The organism is Salibacter halophilus (assembly GCF_008806325.1).
GTDB classification, from domain to species: Bacteria; Bacteroidota; Bacteroidia; order Flavobacteriales_G; family Salibacteraceae; genus Salibacter; species Salibacter halophilus.
This window is the reverse complement of sequence record NZ_WACR01000007.1, coordinates 182499-196556: the sequence shown is the minus strand read 5'-3', so window position 1 is coordinate 196556 and position 14058 is coordinate 182499. Positions and strand designations below refer to the sequence as shown.

Below are 14058 nucleotides of genomic sequence, written 5' to 3'. Positions count from 1 at the left end.
GCAGCCTCTTTTTTTGCTTAGAAATTAGCTCTCAACGAAAGAATAAAGTTCCTTCCCGGAGCGGCTATTCCAGAACTGTAAGGCCTGTAAAGTTGGTCGGTTATATTCTCGACTCCACCACTTACACTTAAGTTTTCCGTCAAACGGTAGTTTGCTTTCACATTAACCGTATACCACGATGGAGAGTAATGATTACCATTTCCATCATTTGCGTAAAGCTCAGGTTTTCCCTGTTCTGTAACCGCCAGTTCATCGTACTCTATCTTACCGCTGTACCTGCTGTATAGTTGCAGCGAGAGATTGTTTGCACGATATGTGAGGCGCGATACTCCAAACCATGGAGCAGCGTGGCGTGACGCACTTGTACTTCCATCATCGAGCTCTTCTTCACCTTTTTGATAATTGAAGTCACTCGATAATTCAAACCCGGCAGGCAAGTGAATCTCAATACCGGCTTGCACCCCGTAAACGTTAGCTGTTGCTGCGTTCTGAATAGACTGAACTCTACTCATTATACCGTCATACATAATGCTGTCCTGTCCATCAAGGGTGTAATCACGCCTAACAAGTGCGTTATCGAGCAGCGTGTAAAATGCAGTTACATCTACTTTCACGACATCACCGAATTTTTTCGCTATCCCTAAATCTGCACTGTAAGCATACTCAGCTTCCAAGTCTGGATTGGGAACAACGACTGCTCCAGGCTCAGAGTCAAACACCTTCCCAATGTCGTCAACATTTGGGGCTCTGAATGCTGTAGAGGCATTTGCTTTTATCACCCAGCTAGTTGTTGGTCTGTAAACCAAACCAAGATTTCCGGTTACTGAGCCATTGTTGATATTAGCTTCGGTGAATGGGAAATCATAGAAACCAGTATCAAACTCCGATTCAATTACATAATGATTGTAACGAACACCTGCCTGCAACATCACTTTTTCAGAAACCTGGTAATGATCAGTGAGATAAGCAGCATAAGACGCCCATGTCGATTGCGGATATCTTGTACCAATAGCTGAGCGATTGCCTGAAATGATGTTTTCATTGTAAGCTGTTGAAGTGACATCGTTCAGAACCGCTTCCGCTCCGTAGTAAAGCTGGTGTTTCTCACCAACAGACTTTGCAAAATCGAGGTTTGCCGAATAAGCATCGACTTGCTCAATGCGGTTACGCTCCTCATCATCGTTGAATGACCGGTCTATTCTACTTTCCTCAAAATACTGCTGCGCTAAACGTATCGTCATTTCATCGTAAAGTACATTTGAACTGCTGTTCGTGATTTTGAGGTTATTCATCATCCACTTTTGCGGACCGTAACTCCATTTTGCATAGCGAGGTCTTCCATTTCGTGTGCGCAAGTGGCGATCAAATCGGCCGTATTCTGTCGTTTCAGAATAATGAAATCCGTATTCAAAGTCCCAGTTTTCATTTGGTCTGAACCGAACTTTTTGCATCAAATTCTGCTGTGCATAACCCGATGGATTTTGAACAAACGGATCTTCGTTCTCCACGACCTGATCAATTCCGCTTATGCGTTCAACATGATAAGGGAGTTTGTATTCGCTGGGGCCATCAGTTCCCATTCTCAGATTTCCGTAATCATTCGAACTGAAGCTCGTAACCAGTGCCCACTTTTTCCATCCTATGTTGACATCAAAATGACCTGTTTTTTCATTATTCGCTGACGAATAACGCGCAACAGCATTTCCTTTTATCAAAGGATCATCAGTGAGAGAAAGCTGAGGGCTGAGCGTTTGAAAGCTCATCACACCACCTATCGCGTCACTACCGTAAATCACAGATCCTGATCCAAACAGAACCTCAGTATTCTCAACTGCAAAAGGATCGAGAGAGATTACGTTTTGAATATTACCACCGCGAAAGATGGCTGTGTTCATTCGTACTCCGTCAACCGTGTAAAGGAGTCTGTTCGTGGCAAACCCGCGAATCATAGGGCTACCTCCGCCTTGCTGACTCTTTTGAACAAAAACTTCACCAGATACATCGAGTAAATCAGCCGCTGTTTGAGGGTTTTGCAACGCAACTTCTCTACTTGAAATACTGGTGATTTTGGAAGGAACCTTTGATGATGACTGGTTCCACCTGTTAGCAGAAACAACCACTTCTCCCAGGCTAAGGTTTGAAGGTTCCAGTTGAATACTGAATCCTTCAGCTTTGAGTTTTTCGTAACTCATCCTGCGCGTTTTGTAGCCCAGTATTCTTATCTCGATCAATTCTGATCCCTGGAATTTTGAAATATCAGCCCTCCCATCGGCATTTGTTGTGGTAAAAACCTTTGGGTTCTGACTACTAAAAGTTACCAATTCAATTGGCTGGTCGCTCGCGGCACTCGTAACGGTTACTTCCTGAGAAAAACCGGCATACGAAAATCCCATGAGCAACCACAAGATTAAATATCGCTTCATGAATTTAATTTTTCGATTAAACATTTACTATTTTAAAGGCATAGAAAGCCTGTTGAGCTGTTGAGCTCGCAATTGAAAATATGTTTAAACGAATTTTGGAGGATGCTCGGGCGGATCTGCCAAAGCTGTTTTGAGTGAAAAATCGTAGGGTTTATTTTGAGCAACTTCAATGTTATTTGGAATCGGTTGATTCACTTGAGGATCTGACCAAAAAAGTGATTTGATAAATTGCGTGACCAATTGCTCTTTTTGTTGGTGACGGTCAGATCCAAAGACATCCTGCAATAATGAAGCGAGTTTGCTGTTGAGTTTCGTTTCCTCGTAATCCCACCAACACCAGTAAAACATTGAATCTCCGTGGGTTTCTCGCTCTACGATATCGTACATTTCACCTTTGTACTCAAATTCTTTTGAGTGCTCCCAATGCAGTTCGTTTTCGATTTGTTTTTTTGAGAACTTTAGCAAGACCAGTTCTTCACGATCAATACCGTCAATCATGCGCCACTTCACCTCAGATTTGACCTCAGACCGCTGATATTCGATCCACAGGTACGGGCCGAGATAAGAGATGGCAAATGTTGCCAAAAGCAATATGGTTAAACTACTTCGTTTCAAAACGGGCGCACAAATAAACGTAATTATTTGAGATTAGCCTTTTCTCTGATGGTTTGCATAAAACTGGAAGCATAAACGAATTCAACGACCTCGCGGTTGTTTGTTTCCAGGATTTCTCTGCGAGAGCCTTCCCACAATTTCCTTCCTTCGTGGATGAACATCACGTTTTCACCAATTTCGAGAACGGAGTTCATATCGTGCGTGATGACAATTGTTGTAATGTCATATTCATGCGTAATCTCTTTGATAAGGTTATCGATGAGGATAGAAGTCTTGGGATCTAACCCTGAGTTTGGTTCATCGCAAAAAAGGTACTGTGGCTTCATCGCAATTGCACGAGCAATCCCTACACGCTTTTTCATCCCTCCCGATAATTCGGCTGGATAAAGCTTGTTGACACCTTTGAGGTTCACACGATCCAGGCAAAAATTGACTCGATCTAATTTTTCTTTAGCCGTTTGATTGGTAAACATATCGAGTGGGAATTGCAGGTTTTCTTCTACTGTTTGTGAGTCGAATAAAGCTCCACCCTGAAAGAGAAACCCGATTTTTTTGCGGATCTCTTTCTTTTCCTGAAAGTCCATCGCGTGAAAGTCTTTGCCTTCATAAAGGACTTTACCTTTTGTAGGTTTTATCAATCCCACAATACATTTGGTCAAAGTCGTCTTCCCCGATCCGCTGGCTCCAATAATCAGATTGGTTTTACCGCGTTCAAACTCTGTGTTGATCTCAGTAAGTACTTCTGTTTCTCCAAATGATTTGTAGAGGTCAACTGTTTTGATCATATTAACAGAAGTTGAGTAAGTAAATAATTGAGGATTAAAATAACGATGCTGCTCACCACAACGGCAGTCGTACTCGATTTACCTACTTCTACAGAACCGCCACTGGTATAATAACCAAAGTAAGCTGGTATTGAAGTGAGCACAAAAGCAAACACCACCGTTTTAATCATGGCATAGTAATAATCATACATTTTAAAATCGAGCTGAATCCCATATTCATAATCTGACGCTCCAATTAAACCAGTACCAACAGCAACGGCATAACCACCTGCAATTCCTATTGCCATACTCAGTGTAATAAGAAACGGATTGATCAATACGGCAGCAATAATTTTTGGAAAAATCAAAAAATTGGCGCTGTTGATTCCCATAATCTCCAAAGCGTCAATTTGCTCTGTCACCCGCATTGTTCCAATTTCACTGGAAATACTGGACCCCACTTTACCAACTAAAATAAGCGCGATAATAGTGGGGGAAAATTCGAGAATCACCGACTGCCTCGCTGCAAACCCAACCGTGTATAACGGAATAAAGCCGCTATCGATGTTCGTAGAAGTTTGAATCGTCACCACCGCACCCATGAAAACTGATATCACCGCAATAATGGGTAAACTGTCCAGTCCCAGGTCATTCATCTCAGTTACAATACGCTTCCTAAAACTCTTCCAGCTTTCAGGACGTTTAAATGTAATGAGCATTAAAAGTGTAAAACGGCCAATGTGGCTCAACAATTTCATTCTACTTAATTTTGGGTAAAAATAGCCATTCTAAAATCAAACGCTAAAATCAAAAGATTCCAATGAAAAGTAAAACCCTTTTTGCCATAATTGCAATATTTGTTGCGGGTTTGTTGTTTCAATCGTGTGGAGTATTCAAAAAAGACTGCCATCCACCTTGCCCAACCTGGGATAAAAAGAAATAAAATGCCGGCTGATCAATTCAAGCGCGTAATCGAAAAATACATACCAGCAGCTTCTGTCAATCAAGTTGTAGAATTATTTCGGTCAGAACCGATCCAGCTAAAAATTCAACGCGCTCGTAAGAGTAAGTTTGGGGATTATCGCTCACCTCGTGGAACACACGGCCACCGCATTTCCATCAATGCCGATTTGAATCCCTACGCATTCCTCATCACGCTAATTCATGAGTTTGCTCATTACCTCGTATACCTCGATCACAAACACAAGGTAAAACCCCATGGCGTTCAGTGGAAAATCGCATTTATGAATGTGATGAATCCATTTCTCAATGAAAAAGTGTTTCCGCAGGATATTTTGAAAGAACTCACCAAACATATGCGCAATCCAAAAGCGTCAAGCTGTTCAGATCCGGGGTTGTTTGCGGTTCTGAAAAAGTACGACAACAAAGATGTCCTTCACCTCAGAGACATTAATACAGGAGAAGTATTTAAACTGGGAAAGCGCGTTTTTCAAAAAGGAGAAAAATTGCGAACGCGCTATAAGTGTTTAGATTTACAAAAAGAAAAGTATTACTTAGTCAACGAATTTGCTGAAATAAACAGAATAAAAGTTTCATGAAAACCTATTGTATTATAATGGCCGGAGGTGTTGGAAGTCGGTTTTGGCCTGCCAGCACAAGCAAAACTCCCAAACAGTTTCTCGATATTCTGGGGACCGGTCAAACACTTATACAGCAAACTTACGAGCGATTCAGGTTCGTTTGCGAGCCAGACAGTTTTCTCGTGGTCACTAATGAAGATTATAAAGAGCTCGTGATGGAACAACTTCCTGATCTAAAGGAAGACCAGGTGTTAACTGAACCAACGATGCGCAACACGGCTCCGTGTATCGCTTACGCTGCCTACAAAGTTGCAGCTAACAATGAAGAAGCAAACCTAATCGTTACTCCGGCTGATCACCTCATATTGAAGCAAAGGGAATTCGAAACGACTGTCAATTCAGCGCTTGAACATATTTCAAAATACGATGACCTGGTAACTCTAGGCATCAAGCCAACCAGGCCCGATACAGGATACGGCTACATAGAATATGAAGCTGGCTCTGACCGATTACAAACTGTTAAACAGTTTAGAGAAAAACCCGATTTGCCAACTGCTGAAGAGTTTGTAGAATCTGGAAATTTCGCGTGGAACTCCGGAATGTTTTTTTGGAGTTTGTCGACCATCTTAGAGGCTTTCGAAAAACATCTTCCGCTCGTGAAAAAGTGTTTTGATGTTTATAGTGATAAATTCTTGAATCACTCTGAAGGTGAAGTAATCGATAAATTATACAATGATTGCCCGGCTATTTCCATTGACTTTGGCATCATGGAAAAAGCTGACAATGTGAAAGTCATCGAAGCGGATATTGGCTGGAGCGATCTCGGTACATGGGGATCAGTTTATGATGTAAGTGAAAAAGATGCTAATCAAAATGTCGTAATCAGTGGGAAAACACTTTTAGAAAATGCATCAGGAAACGTGGTTAATCTGACTCCTGAAAAAGTCGCGATATTACAGGATGTGCAGGATCTTATTATTGTTGAAACGAAAGATGCCTTACTTATTTCATCGAAAAAGAGTGAGCAAAACATCAAGCCGTTGCGCGCAAAATTGGGTCAGCAGTTTGGTGATGAACACATTTAACCACGAATTAAAAAAGCCGAACTCCATGATTGAAGTTCGGCTCTGATCATTATTGATTAAACCGAAGTTATTTCTTGAGTGAACCTACCATATCTTCTGGTCTCACCCATTCTTCGAATTGTTCTTCTGTTAAAAATCCGAGGTTAACAGCTTCTTCCTTGAGTGTTGTCCCGTTTTCGTGAGCTGTTTTAGCGATTTTCGCTGCTTTCTCATAACCAATTTTGGTGTTGAGCGCTGTCACGAGCATCAATGAATTGTTGAGGTGCTCATTGATTCGCGATTCATTTGGTTCAATTCCAACTGCACAATTATCGTTAAACGATACGCAGGCATCTCCGATCAATTGTGCACTTTGTAAAACGTTGTAAGCCATTACTGGTTTGAAAACATTTAGCTCATAATGTCCCTGTGTACCGCCAACAGTAACTGCTACATCGTTCCCCATAACCTGTGCGCAAACCATTGTTAGTGCCTCTGGTTGAGTTGGATTTACTTTTCCCGGCATGATAGATGATCCGGGCTCATTTGCCGGGATCGTGATTTCACCAATTCCTGCTCTAGGTCCAGATGCGAGCAAGCGAATATCATTGGCGATTTTATTGAGTGAAACAGCGAGTTGTTTTAAAGCTCCGTGTGTTTCAACTAAAGCATCGTGTGCAGCTAAGGCCTCAAACTTATTCTCAGCTGAGCGGAATGGAAGACCTGTAAATTCTGCAATTTTTTTGGCAACCAATTCAGCGTAGCCCTCAGGAGTGTTGATCCCTGTTCCGACAGCAGTTCCGCCCAAAGCGAGTTCTGACAGGTGATCTAAACTATTGTTCAGAGCCTTGAGTCCGTGATCGAGTTGGGACACATAGCCTGAAAACTCTTGCCCGAGTGTCAAAGGCGTTGCATCCATTAAGTGAGTACGGCCAATTTTCACGACTTTCATCAGCTCGTCAGACTTCTTCCTGAGCGTGTCTCGCAATTTTTCAACACCCGGAATCGTGACTTCTACAATTTTCTTGTAAGCCGCGATATGCATTCCGGTTGGGAACGTATCATTAGAGCTTTGAGATTTATTGACATCATCATTTGGGTGGATGAATCGCTCTCCTTCACCCAGTTTATTTCCCTGCAAAACATGAGCGCGGTTAGCTACCACTTCATTTACGTTCATGTTTGATTGAGTACCACTTCCCGTTTGCCATATAACGAGTGGAAACTGATCATCGAGATCTCCTTTTAGGATTTCATCACACACATTACTAATCAGTTCTTTTTTCTCGTCTTCGAGAGCGCCTAACTCTGCATTAGTATGAGCTGCAGCCTTTTTGAGGTAAGCAAAACCGTGTACGATTTCAATTGGCATGCTTCCTGGTTCACCAATTTTAAAGTTATTTCGTGAACGTTCAGTTTGAGCGCCCCAGTACTTATCGGCAGGAACCTTCACATCCCCGATGGTATCTTTTTCAATTCTATATTCCATTGAACAATTATTTTTGAGATTTCAGAATACGAAATAAAACTTTTCTATCCTGAATCGCCATTTCATTAGCGCTATTTTCTACATTTGTGGGCGAAATAATGAATAGATTATGAAGTTTCTAGGATTTTTAGTTTTTGTCGTTATCGCGAGCGCAGCATTCTTTGTTCCTCTTGCAGTTGGAACAACTCTTCCATTAGCAGCTAAACCTGAGAAGGAAGAAGAGGAAAAAGAGGAAGAAAAGACTGAAGCTTAAAATAGCTCATTTACATTTTCTGGTGGTCGCCCAATGATTGCTTTGTTTCCCTTTACCACAACAGGTCGCTGAATGAGTTTTGGATTTTGGTGCATAACTTCGATCCATTCCTCATCGTTCAGATCCAAGTTTTTGTATTCTTCTTTGTACTTTTTCTCCTCTTTTCTCACTAAATTAAATGGTTTAACATTCAGTTTAGCAAGGATTTTTTTGAGTTCATCTTTGGTCGGAACCTCTTTTAAATACTGTACCACATCATAGTTTACGCCTTTGTCCTCAAGTAATTTGAGCGTTTCTCTACTTTTTTTACATCTAGGGTTGTGATAGATTGTATATTCACTCATATTTTTATTTTTGGTTTAACTCAAGAATCAGATTCTATTGATAACAAATATTTTCAATAGAATCGAATGAAAAAATAGTAATTCTTAGTATTTTGCAGTTTTAAGATAGCAACGTTAAACATTATTTTGCGTCCAAAGTAATGAGTTGATACACGAAGATTATGAAACGATTATTACTTGCACCTGTCATAACCCTTTTTATTTTACTAGCCAACAACCCCTTGAAGGCTACTCACGTATCTGGTGGTAACATCGAGTACGAATGTATAGGGCCAAACCAATTTCAAATTACTTTAAGATTATTTGAGGATTGTTCTGGTTCTGCTACACTAGGGAATAATGAAGATATTGATATCACATCTAATTGTGGTTTTAATCAAACAGTCACATTAAACAGTACTGGTCCCGCTAATGAAATATCTCAACTTTGTGCCACAGCTCTCCCTAATAGCTATTGTGCCGGAGGAGGTTTACCTGGTATGCTTGAGTACGTTTATCAAACTACAGTTACACTACCTGCTGGTTGTGATAGTTTACAGCTTGCTTACTCACTTGCCGCGAGAAATGCTTCAAACAATATATCCAATTCGCTTAATGAAGACTTTTCAGTTACAGCGACATTAGACAATAGCATTCCCTGTCCGAATAGTGCACCAACATTCTCTTATAGTGGGATACCGTATGTGTGTGTTGGCCAAAATGTAGAATTCAATCCGGGCGTGGTTGAATCAGATGGTGACTCATTAGCATATAACCTAGTAACCCCTTTAGGCGATAACTTAAACCCTATTACTTACAACGCTGGTTTTTCTGCCACACAACCTTTTGGAGCTGCATCTCCTGTAACTTTCAACAACACAAACGGACAATTATCATTTGTACCTGATGCCAGTATGGCAAACGCACCAGGGAACTGGGTTGTTGCTATTGAAGTCTGTGAATATCGTGGAGATTCATTGATTGGATGCGTTACCCGTGATTTCCAATTTGTTGTGCAAAATTGTAACAACGCTATTCCATACATGATCGATCCAGGATTTATGAATGTTGGTAGTCAAACTACAATATTAGATTCGAATTCTCTCGAGGTTTGCGCTGGCGACTCATTTAGCTTCCAGCTAATGTTTACTGATTCACTACTGGGTGGGCAACCAACAGGAGATTCGGTTATTTCATTCACCAATGTTGATGCCGTATTCCCTAACTCTAATGTCAATGTCATAAATGATGACACGAGCATTATCACTGTAAATGGTAATATTCCAACTACTCAAGCAGGCATGAAAAGCTTTACCGTTCAGTTAGAAGATGATGCCTGTCCGGTACCTGCACTTTCTATTTTGCAATTTGATTTAACAGTTTTACCTAAAACAACAATAACGAGTACGAGTAACCCTGACACTTTATGCTCTCAGACTGATACAACTTTTATAGAAGTTGTTGGTGGTAATCAATTTAATTGGAATGTGCTTTCTGGTGAAGCAATCAACCCTGGCGTTAACTTTAGCGATACTGCTACCGTTACAGGGAATAATTTTTGGGCTAAGCCAAGTCAAACTACAACTTATGAAGTTGTTTCAGATAATTTCAACGGTTGTGGAAATCGAGACACCCTTACCGTTGTTGTATCAGATCTAATAACACTTAGCCCTATACTTAGTGATACTGCTATTTGTTATAATGACTCTGTTGAATTAGGAGCTGTTTCTAGCTCGTTTAACAGTTATGCATGGAATACAGGAGCTACCACTCCAACAATATTTGGATATGGAGGAAACAATTATCAAGTAACTATTTCTGACAGTCTTGGGTGTACAGCAGCAGATACTGCTGATATCACAAACTATACTCAGTTAGCATTTGGCCTGCCTGTAGATGATACAATTTGTGTTGCTGAAGATAGTGTTGAGATAGGCCCCGGTAATACTTTTGATAATTATGCATGGAGTACTAGTTCAAGTGATAGTTCTATTTCAGTTTATACTCCAGGTGACTACTCAATTACAGCTACTGATAGCAACACTTGTACTTACATTGATACATTTAGCTTGAGTCATTATCCTGATATTCCATACTCACTACCAAATGACACACTCATTTGCTACTATGACTCTGTTGCTATTGATGCAACTAATCCAGGTTTTGAATCCTATTACTGGAATCATTTAGCAGATACAGCTTCATCACCTTCAGTTGGATATGGAGAATTTTCAGTCGAAGCTACTGATACAAATGGATGTGTAAAATACGACACTATTTCAATTGACACTTCTCTAACTTTTGATTTACTCAGTCAGTTAGACTCTATTTGTCCACTCGACTCAATCGATTTACAAGTTACACCAACATTTACTCAATATCTTTGGAGTAACGGTGACGTAACACAAACCACAACAGTTGATGCAGCAGGTGTTTATTCTGTAACTGCTACTGATTCGTTAGGTTGTGAGAACTACGACAGTGTAAATGTTATTCAGTTTAATAGTCAACCGCTTGATCTGGGAATGGATGATACTATATGTGTTTATGATAGCTTAACTATTAATGCTACCTCAATCTATGACACATATAGCTGGAGTAACAGTTCTACCGATAGCTCTATTACAGTTAATACACCAGATGACTACTCAGTAGTAGTTTCTGACTCAAACGGGTGTCAATTCACAGACACCTTGACATTAGGGAATTACCCTGACATTCCATTTAGTCTACCTAATGATACTGTAATTTGCTACTATGACACAATAGTTATTGATGCTTCAACTCCCGGTTTTGATACTTACAATTGGAACCTGTTACCTGATACTGGATCATCTATCAGTTACGGGCCTGGTGAGTATTCACTGGCTGCTATAGATACTAATGGATGTCAAAAGAGTGATTCGATCCTGGTATCAAGTTCTGGAATTGTTAATATAGTTCCTACTACAGAAATTATATGTCCTGAAGACTCTGTAGAGATCACAGGTGATTCTGTATTGACGGCATATAACTGGAGCACGAATGAGACTACTCAAAGTATCATTGCAGACACTGCAGGCGTTTACACTGTAACAGGAACTGATACTTTAGGTTGCCAATACAGTGATAGCACAGAAGTTCAGTACTTTAATGTGACCCAGGTCGACCTTGGGCCAGATGACACATTGTGCCTCGGAGCAACTTCTGTTCTTGATGCTGGTGGCGGCTTTACCTCTTACACATGGGATGATGCAACTACTAATCAGGTGAGAGCAGTAAGTCAGTCAAATGATTATTCAGTTACTACAACTGATCAAAATGGATGTTTGTCATCTGATACTGTTAATGTGTACTTTGATCCTGGTGAACAGTTTAGTCTTGGAAATGATACTGCTATTTGTCCAACTGATAGTATACAGCTATCAGCACCAGCAAATCAGCAAGCATATTCGTGGAATACAGGTGATACTACACAAAACATTTTTGCTCAATCTGGCACATTCTCTGTAACCGTAACAAATACTCGCGGCTGCACGTCCAGCGATACAATTAATATATCATTCAGAACACCACCTACAGTCTCTATCGGATCTGACCAATACTACTGTGAAAACACAACTTTTTCACAACCTGTAGATCCTGGTTTTGGCTATAGTAGTTACTTATGGTATGATGGATCAACTAATCAAGTTAACAATATTAGTGAACAGGATGATACTGTATGGGTTGAAATTACTGATGGTTTCGGCTGTATAGGATCAGATACATTACAAGTAATTGAGGATCCAATTCCTTCATTATCTCTTGGAGGTAGTGACTCAATTTGTGCTGGACAGTCTAAGGCTTTGAATGCTGGTACAGCTGGTGGAAGTATCGTCAGCTATCAATGGAGTTTTAATAATCAAAGCACTCAATCTATTAATATTTCAACTAATTCAAGTATTAATAATACATCGAGTACAGACTACTCTGTTACTGTTACTGATACTAATGGCTGTGTAAATAGTGACACTTTTACTTTAGTAGTGTCACCACTTCCGGAACCTGATTTAGGTAACGATACAGCTTATTGTGTTGGTGATAATTTCCAGACAGTGTTTAACCCTGGTCAATTTACTGCATATTCCTGGAACACGGGTGCAACCTCTCAAAGCATTACAGTTGGAGCATCAGACAGTACTTATTCTGTAACTGTTACTGATGTTAATGGATGCTCTAATGATGATAATGTAAGAGTAACTGAAAATCCATTACCTCAACCAAATTTAGGAGCAGATACATCTATTTGTTCTGGTGTTTCATTTAATATAGTACTCTCCCCTGGTGGTTTTGAAGATTACAACTGGTCAACTGGTTCTGGTAATTCATCAATCCTTGTGACTCAAGGAGGAAATTATACTGTAACGGTTACTGATATTAATGGGTGCGTAAACGATGATACTAAAGACATAAACATTATACCTTCTCCGCAAATTAATTTAGGAGGGAATAGAGTGCTTTGTGAGGATAGTAACTTTGCAATAACACTGGATGCTACGCCAGCACTTATTGGTCCTGCATATGGTTATAACTGGAGTACATCAGAAACTACTGACACAATTCAGGTTGATGACTTTGGTACATATTCGGTAACTGTTACAAACCCCAATAATGGATGCGTAGATTCAGCAAGTGTTGATTTTACTCCATTTGGTACAGTTATGCCGGACTTAGGAGATGATGGGTTTATTTGTGAAGGTGAAGCAGTTGTTTTAAACCCAAACATTCAATCTGAAGGATACAGTTATACATGGAGTACAGGAGCTAATACTAGAACTATCACTGTTACCAGTGAAGGATCATACTGGGTAGAATTAAATGCTATTAACGGCACTTGTCAGGGTATTAGAGATACTATACTTCTTGATAGAGCGCTACAGCCAGTTGTAGAGCTTGGGAACCAAATCCGTGCATGTGAGGGACAGGTAGTAGAGCTACTAAATGATCAAACTGGATTCCCTAATACAGAGTATTATTGGCAAGATACTATACAATCAAGATCTATATCTGTAACAAGTGGTGGCACATATCGCGTTAAAGCTGTTAACCAATGCGGTACAATTACAGATGAAATATCTGTTGTATTTGATAATTGTTATCAAGTATTTGTTCCTGACGCTTTTACACCTAATGGTGACGGTGTTAATGATGAATTTAAAGCAGAAACAGGTCAGGACTTAATTGAATACTCCATGGTTATCTATAACCGATGGGGTGAAGTAGTCTTTAAAACAAATGATATTAGAGTTGGATGGGATGGTACGATGAATGGAAATCCATTACCTCAGGATTCATATGTATGGAGAATATCTTACATTTCAGCACTTGATGAATCGAGAACAAGAAAAGAGAAACAGGGAAAAGTAATTATGATTAAGTAATTATTTTTTGTTCTATACCATTAAAAAAAGGCACTGTAGTGATTACAGTGCCTTTTTTAATTCCATCGTCTATTAATAGAAAAGTACGAACATCAGATTAGAGTAAATATCATATTAAATTAAGAGGATACGAGTTAATGGTAAGTCATAAATAAATACCATATTCATCACAATTAAAGAATAG

Annotated in this window: 10 protein-coding genes; 4 read left to right on the top strand and 6 right to left on the bottom strand. The window is 39.9% G+C overall.

Annotated features, from left to right (window positions below):
- Nucleotides 1–17 precede the first annotated feature (17 nt).
- From F3059_RS09455 to F3059_RS09440, 4 genes are all read right to left on the bottom strand, one after another.
- The gene (locus F3059_RS09455; protein WP_151168579.1) at nt 18–2423 is read right to left on the bottom strand and encodes a TonB-dependent receptor; all 2406 of its coding nucleotides are present in this window, start codon (nt 2421–2423) and stop codon (nt 18–20) included.
- A gap of 84 nt (nt 2424–2507) precedes the next feature.
- Nucleotides 2508–3008: a hypothetical protein gene (locus F3059_RS09450; protein ID WP_151168577.1), complete on the bottom strand. Its 501-nt coding sequence runs from the start codon at nt 3006–3008 to the stop codon at nt 2508–2510.
- 53 nt (nt 3009–3061) lie between these two features.
- A complete protein-coding gene (locus F3059_RS09445) occupies nt 3062–3823 on the bottom strand; it encodes an ABC transporter ATP-binding protein (RefSeq protein ID WP_151168575.1) in 762 nt (253 codons plus the stop codon).
- The gene (locus F3059_RS09440; RefSeq protein ID WP_151168573.1) at nt 3820–4560 is read right to left on the bottom strand and encodes an MlaE family ABC transporter permease; all 741 of its coding nucleotides are present in this window, start codon (nt 4558–4560) and stop codon (nt 3820–3822) included. The genes F3059_RS09445 and F3059_RS09440 overlap by 4 nt, the downstream gene beginning before the upstream one ends.
- 186 nt (nt 4561–4746) lie before the next feature.
- Here F3059_RS09440 and F3059_RS09435 point away from each other — a divergent pair, with 186 nt between their 5' ends.
- Nucleotides 4747–5361 (top strand): SprT-like domain-containing protein, encoded by a 615-nt coding sequence (locus F3059_RS09435; protein WP_151168571.1) that lies wholly within the window; start codon nt 4747–4749, stop codon nt 5359–5361.
- Nucleotides 5358–6428: a mannose-1-phosphate guanylyltransferase gene (locus tag F3059_RS09430; protein WP_151168569.1), complete on the top strand. Its 1071-nt coding sequence runs from the start codon at nt 5358–5360 to the stop codon at nt 6426–6428. Before F3059_RS09435 ends, F3059_RS09430 begins: the two co-directional genes overlap by 4 nt.
- 67 nt (nt 6429–6495) lie before the next feature.
- On the opposite strand, the gene fumC is transcribed toward F3059_RS09430, so the two are convergent.
- On the bottom strand, nt 6496–7896 hold the full coding sequence (gene fumC, locus F3059_RS09425; RefSeq protein ID WP_151168567.1) for a class II fumarate hydratase: 1401 nt from the start codon (nt 7894–7896) through the stop codon (nt 6496–6498).
- A gap of 109 nt (nt 7897–8005) precedes the next feature.
- On the opposite strand from fumC, the gene F3059_RS13690 reads away from it, so the two are divergent.
- Complete coding sequence (locus F3059_RS13690) at nt 8006–8149, top strand: hypothetical protein (RefSeq protein ID WP_170265143.1); 144 nt, start codon at nt 8006–8008, stop codon at nt 8147–8149.
- Here F3059_RS13690 and arsC read toward each other — a convergent pair.
- Nucleotides 8146–8493, bottom strand: a complete 348-nt coding sequence (arsC, locus tag F3059_RS09420) for an arsenate reductase (glutaredoxin) (protein WP_151168565.1) — start codon at nt 8491–8493, stop codon at nt 8146–8148. The two genes, F3059_RS13690 and arsC, sit on opposite strands and share 4 nt — an antisense overlap.
- A 161-nt stretch (nt 8494–8654) precedes the next feature.
- On the opposite strand from arsC, the gene F3059_RS09415 reads away from it, so the two are divergent.
- Complete coding sequence (locus F3059_RS09415) at nt 8655–13874, top strand: T9SS type B sorting domain-containing protein (RefSeq protein WP_151168563.1); 5220 nt, start codon at nt 8655–8657, stop codon at nt 13872–13874.
- The last annotated feature ends 184 nt before the right edge of the window (nt 13875–14058 follow it).

Bases quoted from the DNA above. Each gene is read 5' to 3' on its own strand.
- F3059_RS09440 (WP_151168573.1), bottom strand. From the start codon at position 4,560: ATGAAATTGTTGAGCCACATTGGCCGTTTTACACTTTTAATGCTCATT.
- F3059_RS09445 (WP_151168575.1), bottom strand. From the start codon at position 3,823: ATGATCAAAACAGTTGACCTCTACAAATCATTTGGAGAAACAGAAGTA.
- arsC (WP_151168565.1), bottom strand. From the start codon at position 8,493: ATGAGTGAATATACAATCTATCACAACCCTAGATGTAAAAAAAGTAGA.
- F3059_RS13690 (WP_170265143.1), top strand. From the start codon at position 8,006: ATGAAGTTTCTAGGATTTTTAGTTTTTGTCGTTATCGCGAGCGCAGCA.
- F3059_RS09415 (WP_151168563.1), top strand. From the start codon at position 8,655: ATGAAACGATTATTACTTGCACCTGTCATAACCCTTTTTATTTTACTA.
- F3059_RS09430 (WP_151168569.1), top strand. From the start codon at position 5,358: ATGAAAACCTATTGTATTATAATGGCCGGAGGTGTTGGAAGTCGGTTT.
- F3059_RS09455 (WP_151168579.1), bottom strand. From the start codon at position 2,423: ATGAAGCGATATTTAATCTTGTGGTTGCTCATGGGATTTTCGTATGCC.
- fumC (WP_151168567.1), bottom strand. From the start codon at position 7,896: ATGGAATATAGAATTGAAAAAGATACCATCGGGGATGTGAAGGTTCCT.
- F3059_RS09435 (WP_151168571.1), top strand. From the start codon at position 4,747: ATGCCGGCTGATCAATTCAAGCGCGTAATCGAAAAATACATACCAGCA.